21 protein-coding genes are annotated in these 18,021 nt (G+C 63.9%); all 21 read right to left on the bottom strand.

The window, feature by feature from the left end; genetic code table 11:
• Nucleotides 1-133, bottom strand: a 133-nt coding sequence (locus ACWGTO_RS31080; protein WP_454578576.1) for an IS1096 element passenger TnpR family protein, incomplete at its 3' end; no start/stop codon positions are given.
• Nucleotides 99-320: a plasmid pRiA4b ORF-3 family protein gene (locus tag ACWGTO_RS31075; RefSeq protein ID WP_454578575.1), complete on the bottom strand. Its 222-nt coding sequence runs from the start codon at nt 318-320 to the stop codon at nt 99-101. The genes ACWGTO_RS31080 and ACWGTO_RS31075, both read right to left, overlap by 35 nt.
• Before the next feature lie 75 nt (nt 321-395).
• Nucleotides 396-2,741, bottom strand: coding sequence for a carbamoyltransferase HypF (gene hypF, locus ACWGTO_RS31070; protein WP_454578574.1), 2,346 nt, complete (start codon nt 2,739-2,741; stop codon nt 396-398).
• Entirely contained in the window at nt 2,741-3,805 is a 1,065-nt protein-coding gene (locus tag ACWGTO_RS31065; RefSeq protein ID WP_454578573.1) for a nickel-dependent hydrogenase large subunit, read from the bottom strand. The genes hypF and ACWGTO_RS31065 overlap by 1 nt, the downstream gene beginning before the upstream one ends.
• Complete coding sequence (locus ACWGTO_RS31060) at nt 3,802-5,511, bottom strand: enoyl-CoA hydratase-related protein (protein WP_454578572.1); 1,710 nt, start codon at nt 5,509-5,511, stop codon at nt 3,802-3,804. The genes ACWGTO_RS31065 and ACWGTO_RS31060 overlap by 4 nt, the downstream gene beginning before the upstream one ends.
• Before the next feature lie 2 nt (nt 5,512-5,513).
• The gene (gene hypE, locus ACWGTO_RS31055; protein WP_454578571.1) at nt 5,514-6,551 is read right to left on the bottom strand and encodes a hydrogenase expression/formation protein HypE; all 1,038 of its coding nucleotides are present in this window, start codon (nt 6,549-6,551) and stop codon (nt 5,514-5,516) included.
• Entirely contained in the window at nt 6,548-7,684 is a 1,137-nt protein-coding gene (gene hypD / locus ACWGTO_RS31050; RefSeq protein ID WP_454578570.1) for a hydrogenase formation protein HypD, read from the bottom strand. Before hypD ends, hypE begins: the two co-directional genes overlap by 4 nt.
• Nucleotides 7,681-7,926 carry a HypC/HybG/HupF family hydrogenase formation chaperone gene (locus tag ACWGTO_RS31045; RefSeq protein ID WP_454578569.1) on the bottom strand — a complete coding sequence of 82 codons (246 nt, stop codon included), beginning with the start codon at nt 7,924-7,926 and terminating at the stop codon, nt 7,681-7,683. The genes hypD and ACWGTO_RS31045 overlap by 4 nt, the downstream gene beginning before the upstream one ends.
• 3 nt (nt 7,927-7,929) lie before the next feature.
• Nucleotides 7,930-8,871 carry a hydrogenase nickel incorporation protein HypB gene (hypB, locus tag ACWGTO_RS31040; protein ID WP_454578568.1) on the bottom strand — a complete coding sequence of 314 codons (942 nt, stop codon included), beginning with the start codon at nt 8,869-8,871 and terminating at the stop codon, nt 7,930-7,932.
• The gene (gene hypA / locus ACWGTO_RS31035; protein ID WP_454578567.1) at nt 8,871-9,212 is read right to left on the bottom strand and encodes a hydrogenase maturation nickel metallochaperone HypA; all 342 of its coding nucleotides are present in this window, start codon (nt 9,210-9,212) and stop codon (nt 8,871-8,873) included. Before hypA ends, hypB begins: the two co-directional genes overlap by 1 nt.
• The gene (locus tag ACWGTO_RS31030) at nt 9,212-10,234 is read right to left on the bottom strand and encodes a hypothetical protein (protein ID WP_454578566.1); all 1,023 of its coding nucleotides are present in this window, start codon (nt 10,232-10,234) and stop codon (nt 9,212-9,214) included. Before ACWGTO_RS31030 ends, hypA begins: the two co-directional genes overlap by 1 nt.
• Nucleotides 10,231-10,860 carry a [NiFe]-hydrogenase assembly chaperone HybE gene (gene hybE, locus ACWGTO_RS31025; protein WP_454578565.1) on the bottom strand — a complete coding sequence of 210 codons (630 nt, stop codon included), beginning with the start codon at nt 10,858-10,860 and terminating at the stop codon, nt 10,231-10,233. Before hybE ends, ACWGTO_RS31030 begins: the two co-directional genes overlap by 4 nt.
• The gene (locus tag ACWGTO_RS31020; protein ID WP_454578564.1) at nt 10,853-11,068 is read right to left on the bottom strand and encodes a rubredoxin; all 216 of its coding nucleotides are present in this window, start codon (nt 11,066-11,068) and stop codon (nt 10,853-10,855) included. The genes hybE and ACWGTO_RS31020 overlap by 8 nt, the downstream gene beginning before the upstream one ends.
• Nucleotides 11,068-11,814 carry a hydrogenase expression/formation protein gene (locus ACWGTO_RS31015; RefSeq protein ID WP_454578563.1) on the bottom strand — a complete coding sequence of 249 codons (747 nt, stop codon included), beginning with the start codon at nt 11,812-11,814 and terminating at the stop codon, nt 11,068-11,070. The genes ACWGTO_RS31020 and ACWGTO_RS31015 overlap by 1 nt, the downstream gene beginning before the upstream one ends.
• Before the next feature lie 105 nt (nt 11,815-11,919).
• Nucleotides 11,920-12,375: a hydrogenase-1 expression HyaE gene (locus tag ACWGTO_RS31010; protein ID WP_454578562.1), complete on the bottom strand. Its 456-nt coding sequence runs from the start codon at nt 12,373-12,375 to the stop codon at nt 11,920-11,922.
• Nucleotides 12,356-12,700, bottom strand: coding sequence for a HypC/HybG/HupF family hydrogenase formation chaperone (locus ACWGTO_RS31005; RefSeq protein WP_454578561.1), 345 nt, complete (start codon nt 12,698-12,700; stop codon nt 12,356-12,358). The genes ACWGTO_RS31010 and ACWGTO_RS31005 overlap by 20 nt, the downstream gene beginning before the upstream one ends.
• 5 nt (nt 12,701-12,705) lie before the next feature.
• Nucleotides 12,706-13,422: a HyaD/HybD family hydrogenase maturation endopeptidase gene (locus tag ACWGTO_RS31000; protein ID WP_454578560.1), complete on the bottom strand. Its 717-nt coding sequence runs from the start codon at nt 13,420-13,422 to the stop codon at nt 12,706-12,708.
• Nucleotides 13,423-13,661: 239 nt separating this feature from the next.
• A complete protein-coding gene (gene cybH / locus ACWGTO_RS30995) occupies nt 13,662-14,357 on the bottom strand; it encodes a Ni/Fe-hydrogenase, b-type cytochrome subunit (RefSeq protein ID WP_454578559.1) in 696 nt (231 codons plus the stop codon).
• A 12-nt stretch (nt 14,358-14,369) separates the two neighbouring features.
• A complete protein-coding gene (locus ACWGTO_RS30990) occupies nt 14,370-14,945 on the bottom strand; it encodes a HupE/UreJ family protein (protein WP_454578558.1) in 576 nt (191 codons plus the stop codon).
• Between the two features lie 11 nt (nt 14,946-14,956).
• Nucleotides 14,957-16,753 (bottom strand): nickel-dependent hydrogenase large subunit, encoded by a 1,797-nt coding sequence (locus tag ACWGTO_RS30985; protein WP_454578557.1) that lies wholly within the window; start codon nt 16,751-16,753, stop codon nt 14,957-14,959.
• A gap of 11 nt (nt 16,754-16,764) precedes the next feature.
• Nucleotides 16,765-17,826, bottom strand: a complete 1,062-nt coding sequence (locus ACWGTO_RS30980) for a hydrogenase small subunit (protein ID WP_454578556.1) — start codon at nt 17,824-17,826, stop codon at nt 16,765-16,767.
• Between the last annotated feature and the right edge of the window lie 195 nt (nt 17,827-18,021).

The raw sequence follows: 18,021 nt of genomic DNA, 5'->3' as shown, positions 1-18,021 counted from the left end.
TCTCGTGTTCCCACAGATCGCCGAAATCATACTCGTATCGAATGCGCTGGCGCACGCGCAGTTGAAGATCCGTGAGCGTGACCTCCTTACCTACCCCGTCACGGTGGCGCTCGCCTGATCCGCGTTGTGCCATAATGCCTGCCGTGCAGCCTGAAAGCGTGCAGATGATAATCCTCCCAGCCGAAGGCGATCTGGATTGTTCGGTGCACACCGAAGAGCGTCATTTCTTCCGATACCAGCAGCCTGCGCCAGATCATCGGCGAGATTCGTCGCAAGCTCACTTTCAACCGGTAAACACCAGATGCGCTATCGTCAGACATGGCGCCCACGCTAACCCATAGCAGACGGCACCCCCAACTTTTTCATGCTCCCCAACTTCGGCGACAGCTGTGCCGTCAAGAACCCATCGGCCTCAGGGTCAAAGCAGTCGCCACGGCCGCCTGACCCAGGGCGATGCCGCCGTCATTGGCCGGGATCACGTTATGGACCAGCATAGAGAGGCCGGCGGCCGAAAGGCGGTCATGCACACCTTCCAGCAGCAACCGGTTCTGGAATACGCCGCCCGTCAGAGCTACCGCTTCGAGCCGTTCGCTTGAGCAGAGGGCGATCGCCCTCTCGGTGATTGTGGCAATGAGCGTGGCGTGAAAGCACGCGGCAAGGCTGGCTGCGTCGGCACCGTCCAGAAGGTCGTCGAGAAGGCCGCGCCAAAGACCGTCCCAATGCAGAACGGCCCCGCACACCGTCACGCCGTAGGCACGCGCGCCCGCCATTGCCGGCGCGGCGAGGGCTTCCAGTTCCATGCCGGTCTGGCCCTCGTACCCCATCCTCTCCGGCGCCATGCCGATGACATGGGCCGCCGCATCGAACAGGCGGCCGGCCGAGGAGGAGAGCGGGCTGAGGCTGCGGGCCACCATCACGGATCGCGTGGTCGCCACGGGGCGCTGCGCGAGCCGCCGGATCACGTCGAGGCTGCTCCAGCGGCTCTGCCAAAGATCATCGCCGAAAGCGGCGTGGAGATGGGAAAAGGCATTGCGCCAGGGCTCCATCGCCGCCCGGTCGCCGCCGATCAGCGGCACCGGCAGGAAATGCGCCAGCCGGCGGACGTCTGAAAAGGTGCCGGCCAGAAACTCTCCGCCCCAGATGGTCCCGTCCGTCCCGAAGCCCGTGCCGTCGAGCACGACGCCGAGGACAGGACCGGCGGTCCATCCGTTCTCTGCCATGCAGGATGCCATGTGCGCGTGATGGTGTTGGACGGCAACTACGCGCGCACCGGTCTCCAACGCAAGCGCACGGCCGAGTGCGGCGGAAACGGATTGGGGATGGGCATCGACCGCAACGATCCCGGGCCTACGCTGGAACATATCCGCATAAAGTTGCACCGCATGCGCGTAAGCCGCGCGGGTTTCCGGCTCGTCCAGATCGCCCAGGTGTTGCGAGAGCAGCACTTCGCCGTTGCCGGCAAGGCCGAAGGCGGATTTGAGGTCCGCGCCGGCCGCAAAGACAGACACGCCGTTGTCCGGAAAGCCGCGGAGGCGCAGGGGCTGCGGGGCAAAACCGCGGGCCCGGCGCAGGATCGAAACGCCGGTGCGGTCAAGCCGGATGACGCTGTCATCGACACGGCTGACAATGTCGCGGTCGTGCAGCAGCACGGCGTCTGCAATGCGAAGTTCATCGTCCCCACCGCCCAGCAGCCTGCGCGATTCCGTGTTGGTAACGCATTGGGGAATGCCGGATTCATTGGCCGAGGTCATCACCAGCGGCACCCGAACCGCATCCATCAGCAAGGCGTGAAGCGGTGTCGTCGGCAACATGATGCCGATGCTTGACTGGCCCGGCGCGACGGAGGGCGCCAGCGCAGCATCCGCAAGCGCCTCCAGAAGCACGATCGGTCCCGCCGAACTATCCAGCAGCGCGGCCTCGGGATCCGAACAGGTCGCCACAGACCGGATATCCTCGATGCTTCGGGCCATCAGCGCCAACGGTTTGGCCGGGCGCTGCTTGGCACGCCGCAGGCGCACCACCGCATCCTCGTTCGCGGCATCGCAGGCGAGATGGAAGCCGCCGAGCCCCTTGAGGGCGACGATATGGCCGGAGAGAATCAGCATTGCGGCCACGGCCAACGGGTCTCCCTCTCCCCCGTCCACATCCGGCGCTGTCTCCAGCCACAGGCGCGGACCGCAGCCGGCGCAGGCCACAGGCTGCGCATGGAACCGCCGGTCGCCGGGGTTGTCGTATTCCGCCCGGCAAGCCTCGCACATCGAAAACGCGGCCATCGCGGTGCTGGCGCGGTCATAGGGGATGCGCCTGACGATCGTGAACCGCGGGCCGCAATGGGTGCAGTTGGCAAAGGCATAGCCGAACCGGCGGTTCAGCGGGTCGCGAATATCGGCAAGGCAAGCCTGGCAGATCTTGGCATCTGCGACCACGGCAGCACTGACAGCCGCTTCTTCGCTGGCGAGGATGGTAAAATCACCCGGAGGGGGGGCGAACAGGAAGGGTTCCCGGTGCAGCGCGTCGATCCGCGCGAGGGCCGGTAGATTGCTGTTGAGCGCGAGGATGAAAGCATCGCAATCGGACTGTGAACACGCGAGCGCAATGGTGACGCCCGCCGAGGTGTTGCAGACATGGCCGGCAAGGCCGAGCCCGGTTGCGACCTGCCAGACGGACGGGCGAAACCCCACGCCCTGCACCAGCCCGCGCACCCGGATAAGAAATCCGTCGGCTCCTGAGCCCGCCGTCATCAATGCACCGTGCAAACCATGCACGGATCGAAGGAGCGCACCACGTGCTGGACCAGCACCGAGTCCGGCCCCTCGACCGGCAGGCCATGCAGCGCCTGTTCCAGCGGGCCGGGCATGCCATCGCGGTCGCGCGGGGAGAAATTCCAGGTTGTCGGGGCGATGATCTGGTAGATTTCGATTCTGCCGTCGCGCACCTTCAGCCAGTGGCCAAGCGAACCCCGGGCGGCCTCGACAAGGCCGATGCCGGCGCCGTTGCGCGGATCGCGGTCCGGAATTGAGAACGGGTTCTGGGGATGCACGGCGCGCAACCACCGTTCGAGGGCGATGACGGTGAGTGCGATTTCCAGGAGCCGGGCCACCACCCGTGCATCAACGCTGCCGCCCTGCAAGCGCACCATGTCGCGGGCAAGCGGGTGGCCGTTGACCACCTGCCGCGCCAACGCGCCGAGGGCGCGCGCCGCCAGTTCCTTGCCCGTCCCCGATTCGCCGGTGAGCACCACGGGGATGTCGTAAGGGGCGACCATGCGCAATGCGTCGCACACGGCCGCCATCGGGCTTTCCGCACAGCGGATGATGCCATCGTCGACGTCATAGGCGGATTTGAGCCTGCGCTTGCGCTCGTCGACGATGCGCGCCGCGGTCGAAGGCGCCATCCGCATCTCCACCGCGAGAAGCTCCGCCTCGCGCTGGGTGCGGTAAAGCTGGACGGCTTTGTGCAGGATGACCGACAAGGCCTGCGGCTGCCAGGGCTTGGTGATGTACTGGTAGATGCCCGCATCGTTGACGCCGTCGATGATGTCGTGCGCGTCGGTATAGCCGGAAATGATCATCCGGACGGTCTCGGGCCAGCGCTCCCGCACTTTTTTCAGGAATTCAATGCTGGAAAGGCCCGGCATCCTTTGATCACAAAGAACGACTTCGATCTCGCCGTTTTCGAAATGCGCCATCGCGACATCGGTGTCGGGGGCAGTGAGCAAGTCGAATTCGTCGGAAAGGATGCGCTTGATCGATTCGAGCGACCGCACTTCGTCATCAACGACCAGTATCACCGGAAGATCCGTCATGCTGCCTCCCCTCCAGGCCCTGCACTTACCGCAGGCCCGCGCAAGCCCCGATGCGTCGCGATCGAGGACGGCGTGCGGGCCTTGACCACTTTGCGGACGAAATTGCTGCGCGCAATATGGTAGCTCGTATCGAAGCCGAAGAAATTGCGCTTCATGCGCGCCAGTTCCTGCTCACGATAGGCCGAAAGCGGTTTTGCCGCCTCGTCGCGGTTTCGGGCCGCCGCCTTTTCGGCGATTTTGAGATCAAGCGCCCCGCGATCATCCAGCAGGTCGACCACAGCGCCTTGGATCTCGCCCGCGAAACGGAAGACATCCCCGGCGAAAATGCGGTTCGCAAGACCGAGTGCCTCCGCCTCCCCTGCCCCAACCGGCCAGCGCGCCTGCGACAGCCGCGCGGCATTTTCCGCGCCGGCATGTTTCGGCAAAATGTAAGTCCAGAATTCCGAGCCGTAGAGATTGCCCATGTCCTTGTAGTGGGGATTGAGGACGACGCCCTGCCGCAGCCAGACATGATCGGCGGCGCGGGCGAGAAACACGCCGCCCGCCCCGGCATTGGCGCCGACGGCGGCGATGGTCACGCGGTCCGTGGTGCGGATGATCGCCTCGGCCAGATCATCCATCGCCTCGATATTGGCCAGCGATTCGTCGGCCGGGCTCGAGGAAGCCTCGATGCGGTTGAGATCGAGGCCGTTCGACCAATGGTCGGTCCCTCCTGAGAGCACGAGCACGCGGGTCGGGCGTTCAAGCGCCGTCATCCAGGCGGTGAGCAAGCTCCGGCAGGCCACCGTCCCCATCGCCCCATTATAGAAATCGAAGCTCAGGAAACCCGCATCCCCCGCTTCGCGATAGGTTACGCCAGAATGGCCCTGCGCGATCTCCGGCAGGCTCGCCAGCGCGTCACCGAGAACGCGGCGTGCCGGCAGCTTGAAGGGAATCGGCGAACCCGGATCGATCATGTGGCCGATCTGCACCGCGCCGTCGCGGGTTGCCACCACGACGGCGTCGCCGCGGATGGCAACCGGCATCCCGGGCGCAGCATGCTCGATGGTCCCGGTTTCGCGAACGTCGAAAATCCGGATCTCCCGGCCGCAGAGAACGGCGGGCGCGCCGGGAGCGCCATCGGCGCTGCGAGCCTTGGCGAGGATCGAGGCCGTATCGTCCCGCGACCAGTCGATCTGCCGGGCGGCTTTCGCGACCGGACCGCGCCAGCCGGCTGAGAGCACGGCCGGACCGAGATGCCTGGGACGACCGCCGCCGGCAAACCGGTCGATCCCCTCGATCACCGCCTTCGTTGCCGCATCGGCGACCTCGTTGAGATAGATGGAGGACTTGCGCGCCGCGCGCATCGGAAACGTCGCGCTGGCCCAGACCGGCCCGGCATCATAGTTCTCAGTCGCCTGCAACACGGTGACGCCCCATTCGCTGCGCCGTTCAAGGATGGCGTGGTCGAGTGCTGCGGGACCGCGATCGCCCTCCGGTCCGGGGTGGATGATGAAACAGGGGAGACGCATCGTCAGCTCTGCCGGAAGCATGCGTTTCAGGAAGGGTGCCAGCACCAGATCCGGCCGATACAGGGCTGCCGCCTCCAGCGTCACCGCATCGTTGATGTCAAGTTCGACGGCGACCTCATGGCCGCGTGCGCGCAACTCGACGTGAAGGCGTTGCGCCAGTGAGTTGAATGCATGGGTGACAAACAGGACACGCATGATCAGCAAATCCGCGGCAATTGTTCGCCCGCGATCCAGTCGACCACGCGGCTGCCGCCGAACGCGGTTTTCATGCGGATGAGACAGGCAGGGTCCTCGGTCACGTTGCCGATGACGGCGGCATCGCGGCCCTTGGGATGGGCGCGCATCGCGGCAAGCAGTGCCGGCGCGTCTTCCGGCGCGCAAATGGCGACCAGCTTGCCCTCATTGGCAATGTTGACCGGGTCCAGGCCCAGCAGTTCGCAAGCCCCCTTCACGTCCGGCCGCACGGGAATGGCCTTTTCGGCCAGCGCCATGCCGACGCCGGATTGATGTGCGATTTCGTTGAGCGTTGCCGAAAGTCCGCCGCGCGTCGGGTCCCGCATCAGCCGCAATCCGGGTGCCGCGGCAATGATGGCCTCGGCGAGATCATGCAACGGCTGGCTGTCGGACAGGATCTCGGTGTCGAACTCCAAGTTCTCGCGCCGGGACAGGATGGCAACGCCATGGTCGCCCATGGTTCCCGAAACAAGGATGGAATCGCCCGGCCTGGCGTTCGAGCCTGAGAGATCGAGCCCATCTTCAATCACGCCGAGGCCCGCAAGCGTGATGTAGACGCCATCCCCCTGGCCGCGCCCGACCACCTTCGTATCGCCGGTGACAATGGGCACGCCGACATCGGCGGCCGCGCGCGCCATCGAGACGGCGATCGCCTCCAGCTGTTCGATGCTGAAGCCCTCCTCGATGATGAACCCCGCGGTCAGCGCCACCGGTCGGGCGCCCATGACCGCTAGATCGTTCACCGTGCCGTGGACCGACAGGGAGCCGATCTCGCCGCCGGGGAAAAACAGCGGCGCGACCACATGGCCGTCCGTGGTCAGCACCGGCCGGCCGTTCAGCTTTGCAAGCACCGCGCCGTCATCGCCGCGGTCGAGCGCGGGGTTGGAAAAATGATGCTGGAAAATGGCGCTGACGAGCTGGACCCCGGCCTTGCCGCCGGCACCATGCGTCATGTCCACCGCCTTGGGCAGAATAACGTCGGAGACCCGCCGGTTGCTCATTGCGCTGCCTCCTGAGTGCGGAAGCGGCCATAGGAATAGTAGGCGGCACATGCCCCTTCAGAAGAGACCATGCAGGAGCCGATCGGATTTTCCGGGGTGCAGACGGTACCGAACAGCTTGCAGTCGGTGGGTTTCTTGACGCCGCGCAGGATCGACGGACATTCGCAGGATTTCACCTCGCGGGCGATTTTCGGTGTGAGCGCGTAGCGCTTCTCGGCATCGAATTCCGCATAGGCATCACGGATGCGCAACGCCGAATAGGGGACCATGCCGAGCCCGCGCCATTCAAAGGCGCTCCGCAGCTCCATGACGTCGCCGACAAGCCCCTGCGCCTTCAGGTTTCCCTCGCGCGTCACCACGCGGGCATATTCGTTCTCGACATCATGGCGGCCTTCGTTGACCTGCCTGACCAGCATCAGCGTCGATTGCATCACGTCGAGCGGCTCGAAACCGGCGATGACCACCGGGCGGCGGAATTCCTCGGCAAAATACTCGTAAGGCGCTGATCCGATGACGGAGGACACGTGCGAGGGCCCAAGGAATCCGTCGATCTTGACCAGTCCGAGCTCGTGGACTTCGGGAGAATCCAGAATATGGGTGATGGCCGCCGGCGTCAGCACATGGCTGCAGAACACCGAGAAGTTGGCGAGGCCTTCCGCCTTTGCCTGCAGGATGGCAACGGCGGTGGGCGGCGTCGTGGTCTCGAAGCCGATCGCGAAGAACACGACCTGCCGGCCCGGATTGTCCCGGGCGATCTTCAGCGCATCCAACGTCGAATAGACCATGCGGATGTCGGCGCCGTCCGCCTTGGCGCGGATCAGCGAGCGCTGCCTGGTGCCGGGCACGCGCATCATGTCGCCGTAGGAACAGAGGATCACGCCATGACGCTCGGCCAGTTCTACCGCGTCGTCCAGCCGGTTGACCGGCAACACGCAGAACGGACAGCCCGGACCATGGACGAAGTGGACGTTGTCAGGCATCAGATCCTGCACGCCATACCGGAAGATCGCGTGGGTGTGGCCACCGCAGAATTCCATGAAATGATAGGAGCGATCCGGATCGGCCTCACGGCGGATCGTTTCAGCCAGGGACGCCGCCAGTTCGCCATCGCGGTATTCATCGACATATTTCATGATGCAATCTCTGCGATCTCGTCTCCCAATATCCCGCTCTCAGCCATCATCTGGAGCGTGCGCGCCGCCTCCTCGGGACTAACCTTGTGTAGCGCGTAGCCGACATGGACCAGCACATAGTCGTCGATGCCGACGTCATCGACGAGTGCGAGCGAAATGGTCTTGCGGATACCCTCGAGCGAGACCACGGCCATGCCGGGCTCGGGCAGCGCAACGACTTTTGCCGGGAGGGCAAGGCACAACGGTCAGGCCCCCTTCTGCGCGGAGGAAGAAGCAAGCGCCGGAGACCCGATCAGCGCCACCTGCCGCGCAGCCTTCAGCCAGCCGATCCATTCGGCCATGCCCTCGCCCGTGGTCGAGGAAACTCTCAGCACACGGATGCGCGGATTGACCTTGCGGGCATTGGCGATGCAGGCCTCCACATCGAAGGTGAGATGGGGCAGGAGATCGGTCTTGGTCAGCAGCATCAGGTCCGCGGCATGGAACATATCGGGGTATTTCAACGGCTTGTCCTCACCTTCGGTCACGGAGAGGATCACCACCTTGTGGGCCTCGCCGAGATCGAACGCGGCGGGACAGACGAGATTGCCGACATTCTCGATGAACAGGAAGCCGCCGGGCTGAAGCTCCAGCCGGTCGAGCGCCCTTGCCACCATCGAGGCGTCGAGATGACAGCCCTTGCCGGTGTTGACCTGGATTGCCGGGGCCCCGGCGGCATGGACGCGCTCGGCATCGTTGGACGTCTGCTGGTCTCCCTCGATCACGGCAACCGGTTCGGAGCCGCAGAGCGCCCGGATCGTCTCGACCAGAAGCGTGGTCTTTCCCGAACCCGGGCTGGAAACGAAATTCAGGGCAAACTGTCCGATATCGAACAGCCGCCTGCGGTTGACCTCGGCAAGCGCATCGTTCTTGGCGAGGATGCCGGCTTCCAGCTTGACGAGCCGCGCCTGCGACAGCCCTTCCACATGCACGTCGGCCGGCCCCGAACCGACGTCGAGCAGGTCATGGTCCGGATGCGAATGGACATGATTGTGATGATGATGCACATGAGTGTGTTCATCATCATGGTGGTGGCCGTGGTCGTGTGCATGACCGTGATCATGGCGGTGGCCATGCGCATGACTGTGCTGGTGCTTGCCATCCTCAACCCGTACTTCGCCGTCGCCGCAGCCGCAAACCGTGCACATCACAAAACCTCCAGTTCCAGTATTTTCATGTCCGTGCCACCCGTCACCTGCAACTGGTGGCTTCCGCACGCCGGACACGGGTCATAGCGCGCGGTAATTTCGACGGATGCTGAGCAAGGCATGCACCATGCCTCTCCCAGCGGCTCGTCGATCTCCAGCCTGGCGTGTTGCGCGATGGAACCGGCCATGGCGACATCGAAGCCGAAGCGCAAGGCATCCGCCTCGACGCCGGAGAGGACCCCGATTTCCAGATGCACCCGCTTGACGACGGAAAAACCCTGCTTGCGGGCTTCGCTTTCGATGACCGACCGGATGCTTTCGCAAAGCGCCAGCTCGTGCATCAGCAAACCCTCACATCATGGGTGACACAGGGATCGACCTCTAACACGATCAATCGCACGAGCCAATCGAAGCGCGCAAGGTCATCGGTGCGCAGCGCGGCGATGGCCGTTTCGGCCGCGCCGCCGCTTGCGAAATTGGCGCTGGTGGGCGCCCCGATCTGGATGGCAGCGATCTTTCCGTCGCGCATCTCGACCTCATGGACAAGGCGTCCGCGGGCGACCTCCGCCGAGACCCGCGCCGCCTGGGGACCTGTCTTTTCCGCGTGGAGGCACAGTGGATTTGCCCCTCTGCCATCGAGGAAGCGGCACAGCGCCTCCACCTCGACGAGCCGCGCAAGCACGCGACGCTTTGCTTCTGGGCCAGTGACACGCGGGTCGTGGCGATGGCGGCCAAGCGCGGTTCCGTCGTCCTGCTCCGGCCTGCCCCAATCCACCGGGCCTTCGCCTGCCCGACGGATCATCGCTGCCGCGATGCTTTGGGACACCGAACCACCGGCACCGTTCAATCCCATGCCAGCAACGCCAGCGCCCTGTGGAAACACGGCTTGGGTGGCGGACACCGCAAGGGCAATCGCGCATCGCATCGCGGCATCCTCATCGAGCATCGCCGCATTTTGCGAAACAAGACGCGAACTCAACACGGCTTGCATGTGCCGAAAGACGTCGTTGACCCGACGCAGGGCCGCGACCTCGGGTTCGCGCCCCAGCATCACGGCCCAGTCGTTGAGGATCCGCACGGAATGCTCCCGCAAGGCTTCGCCGGCAATGAGCAGGCTGCGGATGCGATCGGTTTCGGCGCTGCACGGCCGGCCTTCGGCCATATTCGCCGCCGTCAGGAGAGCGGCGGCATGGGCGTTCGAACAGAGGGGAAACAGCAGCGGCATCCGGTCAGCGGCCTCGCCCGGCGCCAAACCGGCAAACAGGCGGTCTGTCGGCACGTTGCGTGCCGGCGCGAAGTTCACACTTGCCCTGCCGTTCGGCACAAAGGTCACGTCGATGCCGAGCGTGCCGGTGAGGCTCATGGCTGGACCTCCTCAGCCACCGGTCCGGCTGGCAGCCCGAACAGCGCGCGGCGCGATACGGCCGGTTCCGGTTCGGCGCCGCGGCGGGCGCGGGCCTCCTCCGCCCGTTGGATGGCTTCGGCCTGCCGCTCACGCTCCGCCTGGGCGTCCGCATCGGCAAGGCGGCCTTCCCAGATGGCCACCATTCCCACGTCGGCATCGGCTTCGGGCTGCTCCTCCGGCGCCAGCAGTTCGGCAAGCACCGCCTCGGCCGTCAAGACCGCATCCTCCATCGCGGAGAATTCGAACGCCGGCGAAAACAGCGAGCACATGCGCAACGGGCCGAGCACCTCATCCTGCGACTGGATGAACTCGATCGTCCCGCCCGGCATGGCAACGCGGATCTTGGTTCCGGTCTGCACCGCGGCTTCCGTTTCAGGATCACTGGGCACCAGCACGAGGTTCATGAACCACGGCGTGATGAGAACGCCGAGCCAGCCAGCACCACAAGGCTGCAAGCCGACGCACTGCACCAGAAGGACGGGATTGTTCATCGGCATGTCGAACATCGCCGTCGCGGCGATATGCGCGAAGCGGCGCTCCAGACGGCCGGCCTGTTCGACGGCGATGTCCCGGATATCAGACAACCATGAAATCCTTTTTCTTGCCTTCGCAGTTGGGACAGCTCCAATGCTCGGGAAGTTCGGAGAACGGCGTGCCCGCAGGGATCTGCCAGTAGGCATCGCCGACCTCGGGGTCATAGATCTCCCAGCAAATCTTGCATTCCATCCTGGAATCGTCCCGGATCAGCGTTGCATCGCCGCCATAGGAGCCTTTGAAGAAATGGTCTTCCATCAGTAAACCGCCATGATTTCGGTGAGACGATCGGCGCTGTCGGCGATATCCTCGGGCGAAGCCAGGACGACATCCGGCAACATGGTCACTTCGATGGTGTTGAGGATCAAAGTATCCTGCGAATTGAAGAACCGCACCCACCACACATAACGCAACCCCGTCGCCTCGACGCGACAGTTGCCGTAGCCGCGCGAAAGAACCGTCACGGAGCCCTTGCCGAGCAGCTCGTCGAGCAAGGCGAGATCATCTTCGGTGTGCGGCAGCAGCGACAGGTTGATGACATGGGCATGCGGATTGTCCGGCGAATACCTGGCGATGGCTTCGTTGATTTCGGCCAGGAGGGGCGGCGCATTGAAGACTCCGGGGCCGAAACTTGCCGGAATGTCGATGGAGCCGCGCGCATGGACGAATGTCCTGGCAAGGATAGACTGCGGGAACGGACCAAGCTCGATCCGGTCGGACACAGGCTTGCCGGAACCATCGCTTTCTCGCACCCGCCAGACGCCCGCCATGACGGATTCCTGCGCCTGGATGGTCGAGCCGCAGATGATCGACACTTCGCCATTGCCGAGCGCCTGGCTGACGAAATCGGTATCGGCCGGGGAGAGGTGCGAAAGGCCATGGGTGATGTGGCGGCCGGGCTTCCAGTCCAGCAGGCCTCTCGCTACGCCGCGCAACTCGGCGATGGCGGCGGAAGCATGCACTTCCTCCGGCTCCGGCAGGATCGGCGCCCGGAACACGGTCATGCCCTTCGGCATCTCCATGTATTCCAGGACGGTCCCATCCTCCTCGTTCGCTGCGATCCCGGCCCCGTGCCCAAGAAATCCACCATGCTATCCTCCCTCTAAACCTCAGTGAAAATGACCGTGACCATGGTCGTGATCGTCGTCCTTCGCGGCCGCCCGTGCGCCCGGCATCGGGAACGGCGGCGGCGTGCTGACGTCGAGCGACAAAATCCGTGCCGTCTCGCGCAGGTAATCGTCCCAGTCGAGCACGCGGGTGATGACGCCGAGATATTCGCCGTCGCGCAGGAAGACGAGCGCGGGGAATGCGCTGAAGCGGTAGATCGCCTGCAGCTTGCGCTCGCAGCCGCGGTCGACGACAAGCGGCTGGAACACACCCTGGAAGGCGGCGGCGAGTTCCGGCAGGATGACGGCGACGTCGTTGCTTTCGCCCAGGCGCTCCCAATCGCCGGAAAAGAACAAGACGCCGTGGCGGTGCGCACTCGCGATCTCGCGGTGGTCCTCCAGTCCGACGACAGGGTAGGTGTAGCGGCTGATAACGCCGTCAAGAAGCGGTGAGTACACTGGATGTCATCCTTTTATCGAGGCTGGCCGGCTCCTGCGTCCGCAGGTGCTCCGGCAATGTCGGCTCGCGGCTGGAAAGGTCCGCGAACAAATGGTCGATTTCCGTCTGCCCGGACATGACCAGGCGAACCGCCTCCAGCGCATCGCCGATCTGGCGCGCCAGGTCTGCCGAGATCACCTCGCGCGCAGCGCCGAGAAACACCAGCACATGCGTTCCCGGCGGCTGGTCGCCGACAAGGCTCATGTCGATGATCGTCTCCTCATGGCGGCTGCGGGCCCGCGCCGACAGGAAGCCGGCTTCGACGATCTCATAGGGAACACCCATGCACATCAGCCCGGTCCTCCGTCCGCGCGTTCGGCACGGCTGCCGGAGACGTCGCCGATTAGGCCGGCGATCTCGCCAGCCGGATCGGCGGGCGGCGAAAAGCGGCCCGAGGCCAGCACGCGCTCGTCGCCATGGCGCGGCGCGACGGCTTCATGCGGGCGTCCCGTCTCATAGGCCTTGAGCGCCATTTCCATGGAAGCGATCGTTTCTTCCTCGGACAGGGGCTGCGCGCGTTCACGCAGATCGATGCCGAGTGCGCGCAACCAGGCCGCTGCGTGATCGAGCGCAGGCTCGATGCAGGCCTTGACCTGCGGCCGCAGGCTGCCGCCGAAATCCTCGAGTTCCACGGGCTGCACGCCGACGAGCAGCAGATGCCCGGGGTAATCGCCCATCATCTGCGCCATCGCCAGCACTTCCTGAAAACCGGTCTGGTGGAGGGACATTTTCTTGATGCCGAGAAAATTCGGCACGTCGTCGCCTTCGACGAATTTCATCGTGCCCGGGGCAAGCTGGTAGTCCACGGCATCGAAGACGACGAGAATGTCGGTCTCGCGTATGTTCTGGACCAGATAGATGCCCTGCGTTCCGCCATCGACGACCGAGATTGCGGGGTCGTCTTCAAACCGCCGGTGAAACGCCTCGACGGCGCGGATACCGAACCCCTCGTCGGCCCACAGCAAATTGCCAATGCCGAGCACAAGCACGCGCGGTGCATTGCCCATGTTCACTCCTCCATGCTCCCGGAGTTAGAGGAGCAAGCCCCGTGCCAATCGACTGAGCCTTGCCCCGCCGCTGGAATCCTTGGTGAAATTCATCGGCGCGCCGCCTTGTGGAAGGTTTGTGTCCGGTAATTGCTTTCCAGCCGGCTGAACACTTTCCATTCGCCGATTGAATTCACCCTTCTGCACTAACGAAGCGCCGCAGGGAACGGCGCCGGTTTTCGTAGGTGGCGGGGGAGGCATCAGTTGCTATCGTTGTCCCGGAATGTCCGCCAGCCGGAGAACATCGAGGAAATGATCGACTGGCGGGACATGATGTCTTCGCGCACGGCCGCATAGATATGGACGATGACGAAGATGACGATGCCCCACATGCCCAGATGATGCAGCGTGTGGACGTCCTGGCTCTGGCCGAACAGCGGAATGAGCCAGGAGGAGAACCAGTTGTACTGCCAGGAGCCCATGCCCTGGCCCTCGCCGTAGAGCGCGAGCCCGGTAAAGATCATGAACACCGAGAACCAGACGAAACCGAAGTGCATGGCCAGCACTGCCAGCGGGTTGTGGCCTTCGTATTTCTGCGGCTCCTTGACGAGCATCATGTACCAGAGCACCTCGTGCACGACCTCCTTCCAAAAGGTGCGCGAGAACAGCGGCGGCAGGAAGATCTGGCGCGAGTGCTCGTTGCCGACGATCGACCAGTAGGCCCGGAACACAAAGCCGATGATCATGATATAGGCGGCCGTGAAGTGGATGAAGCGGATATAGCCGAACAGGTAGGAGTCCGACGCCTCGCCGCTGACGGCCGGCGGCGGCGAACCAATCAGGTAACCCGTCAGGCAGAGCGCCAGGATGGCGAAGGCATTGATCCAGTGCCACAGGCGCACCGGCGCCTGGTACACATAGACCGCCTTTTCCTCATGGTTTTGAGAGTGGCTCATGATCGTCCCCCCTCAAATGCCGGACAGGATGAAGGCGCCCGCCGCCATCACCGCGCCGCCCACCGCCAGGCGGGCGAACGGCCGTTTCGCGATGGCCATCCCAACGCCGATGCCGGCGACGTGAATGAGCGCCGTCGCCGCCGAGAACCCGGCAATGTAGCTGATCACCGCTCCCGTTGCCTCGCTTGCATGGGCATGGCCGTGGAAGAGGGCAAACAGGCTGCACAGCGCGACGCCGGAAATGATCGTAAGATATCCGCCTGCCACCACCATGAGGCCCAGAACCAAGACGGACGAAGCGATCATGCCTTCGACCGTGGGCAGGCCGACGCCGGCAAACGACAGCAGCGCGCCGCAGAGCATGGCGCTGACAAAGGCAAACGGAGCGATCCATGCCTTCGCCGGCACGGCAAGCGCCGACCAGACACCAACCGAAAGCATGGCCAGCAGATGGTCCGCGCCGAGCAGCGGATGGGTAAACCCGGCGGCAAAACCGTCGGCATGGCCGGCGCCCGTGTGCGCCAGAGCCGGCGTCGCGACGATGGCTGCGGCAACGCCGAGACCAAAAGTCTTTTTCAACATGTTCATGATGTCCCTCCCTAGCGTACTTTGACAGTGGTCAGTTCCTGGCCGTCCGGACCCATGACGTGGGTGGAGCAGGCCAGGCATGGATCAAACGAATGCAGCGTGCGCAGGATTTCGACCGGCTCCTCGGCCCGCTCTACTTTTGTGTCCATCAGCGATGCCTCGAACGCGCCGATGTTTCCCGCGTGATCGCGCGGCGAGCCGTTCCAGGTCGTCGGGACGACGCACTGGTAGTTCTCGATGCGCGTATCCTTGATGCGGATCCAGTGCCCGAGCGCACCGCGCGGCGCTTCCGTGAAGCCGACACCCTTGACCTCGGAAGGCCAGGTTTTCGGATCGAACTTCTCCGTGTTGGCCGTGGCGGAATCTCCGGCCTTGATGTTGGCGATCAGCTTGTCGAGGAAATAGACCTGCTTGCGGGCAGCCCATAGCGACTCCAGTGCGCGGGCCGCGGTGCGGCCGAGCGTGGAGAACAATGCCGAAAACGGCACGTCGAGTGCCCGCAGCGTGGCATCCACCTGCTCCTTGATTTCGGCGTGGCCCTGGACATAACCGACGGCATAGCGGGCGAGCGGCCCCACCTCCATGGCATGACCCTTCCAACGCGGCGCCTTGATCCAGGAATATTTCGCTCCCTCGTCGATCTGTTCGATGTTGGTGCGGGTTCCTTTGAGGTTCGGGCCGAGTTCATAGTTGGCCTCGGTGATACCGTCCCAGGGATGCAGCCCCTTGGCCTCGTCGGGATATTTGTACCAGGAGTGCGGCACGAATTCCTGGACTTCTTGCGGATTGCGGACATCGACGGGCAGCACTTCGGTGAAGTTGCCGTTGATCATCGCGCCCTGCGGCATCATCAGGTTGGCGGCGGAATAGTCGTTGGCCCGGTCGGGAATGTCGCCGTAGGCGAGCACGCTCTTTCCCGAAAGGCCGCCGCCGTAGAGCCAGCCCTTGTAGAAGCCGCCGATGGCGATGATGTCGGGAATGTAGACATTCTCGACAAAGGTCAGCGTGCGGTCGATGACGCTCTTGACGAAGTTCAGCCGCTCCATGTTCAGCGGCGCGCCCGCTGCCATCGGCCCGTCCATGTTGATGGCGCAGGGAACGCCGCCGACCAGCCAGTTCGGATGGATGTCCTTGCCGCCGAAGATGGTGCGGACGGTCATGATTTCCTTCTGGAAATCGAGCGCTTCGAGATAGTGGGTGACCGCCATCAGGTCCGCTTCGGGCGGAAGCAGATAGGCCGGGTTGGTCCAGTAGCCGTTCTTGAGCGGGCCGAGCTGGCCGGATTCGACGAACTTCTTCAGCCGGTTCTGGGTATCGCGGAAATAACCGGGCGAAGACATGGGATGGCTGGGCGAGACGGCCTGCTGCAATTGCGACGTTGCGACAGGATCGGCCTTAAGCGCGTTGATCGGGTTGACCCAGTCGAGCGCGTGGAGGTGATAGAAGTGGACCAGATGATCGTGGATCTGCAGCGACAGCTGCATGATATTGCGGATCGAGTTGGCATTTTCGGGGATCATGATCCCGAGCGCATCTTCCACCGCCCGTACCGAGGTGAGTGCGTGCGTGCCGGTGCAGACGCCGCAGATACGCTGGACGAAGGCCCAGGCATCGCGCGGGTCGCGGCCCTTGAGGATGACTTCAAGCCCGCGCCACATGGTGCCCGTGGACACGGCGTTGCGGATGAAATTCTGCTCATCGATGTTGACCTCGCAACGCATGTGGCCTTCGATTCGGGTGACCGGATCGACGACGATGCGCTGTCCTGTTGTGTCGAGATTGAACCCGTTGGGGGTTTGAAAGCCCATCAGCTCTCTCCTCACTTTTCGCGAATGCGCTTGACGACGGATGCGGCGGCATGGACGGCGACGCCCGCGCCGACCACTTTGGCAACGGTCCCGCCGATCTGGTCGGCGTTCGCTTCAATGCCGAAACCATGGACATTGCTCAGCCGGTTGTAGAAGTCGCCCTTGTCCCAGAAGCCATCTTCCGAACACCCTATGCAGGGATGGCCGGCCTGGATGGGGAATGACAGGCCGCCGTTCCAGCGCAAGGTCGAACAGGCATTGTAGGTGGTCGGGCCCTTGCAGCCGACCTTGTAGAGACAGTAGCCCTTGCGTGCGCCTTCATCGTCGAAATGCTCGACGAACTGCCCGGCATCGAAATGCGGACGGCGATAGCATTTGTCGTGGATGCGCTGGGAATAGAACATCTTCGGCCGGCCCTGCCGGTCGAGCTCGGGAAACTTCTCGAAGGTGAGCATGTAGGTGACGACGGCGGTCATGACCTCGGCGATCGGCGGGCAGCCGGGCACCTTGATGATCGGCTTGTTGGGAAGGCCCGGAACCTTGTGGACCGGCGTTGCCCGGGTCGGGTTGGGCCGCGCCGCCTGCACGCAACCCCACGAAGCGCAGGAGCCCCAGGAGATGATCGCCTTGGCGTTCGAGGCGGCGTATTTCAGCCGATCGACGAACGGCTTGCCGCCGATGATGCAGAACATGCCGTCCTCGTCGAGCGGCGGGTTGCCTTCGACGGCCAGGATGTAGTTGCCCTTGTACTTCTCCACCACCTCTCCGACGATGGCTTCGGCCTGATGACCGGCTGCGGCCATGATCGTGTCGTCATAGTCGAGCGACAGCATCGACAGGATCACGTCCTTGGCGAGCGGATGGGCCGAGCGGATGAAACTCTCCGAACAGCAGGTGCATTCCAGGCCGTGCAGCCAAAGCACGGGGATACGCGGCTTGGTTTCCATCGCATGGGCGATCTGCGCCGTGAACGCCGGGCCAAGCCCGAGCGATGCGGCGGTCAGGCTGCAAAATTTCATGAAGCTGCGCCGGGTGATCCCCTGGCGCCGCATGACCTCGTAAAAGGTTTCCATCTGTTCCTCCCTCATTCAACGGGCCGGTTTCCTCTCTTGCCGGTCCGTTGCAGAATGTGTCGCGCAAACGCCATGCCAGATCAGAAAATGCCGTAAAATCAATGGAATTTTATACGGCTTGCACCGTTGACCGGCAGGGGAATCGGGTGAGTTAATTTTCACGAGATGAGGCTGACGAGAAAGTCCTCGTTCCAT

The organism is Mesorhizobium sp. PL10 (genome assembly GCF_053714315.1).
Note: the sequence above shows the minus strand (reverse complement) of the source record. Positions and strands in the feature narration are given on the sequence as shown.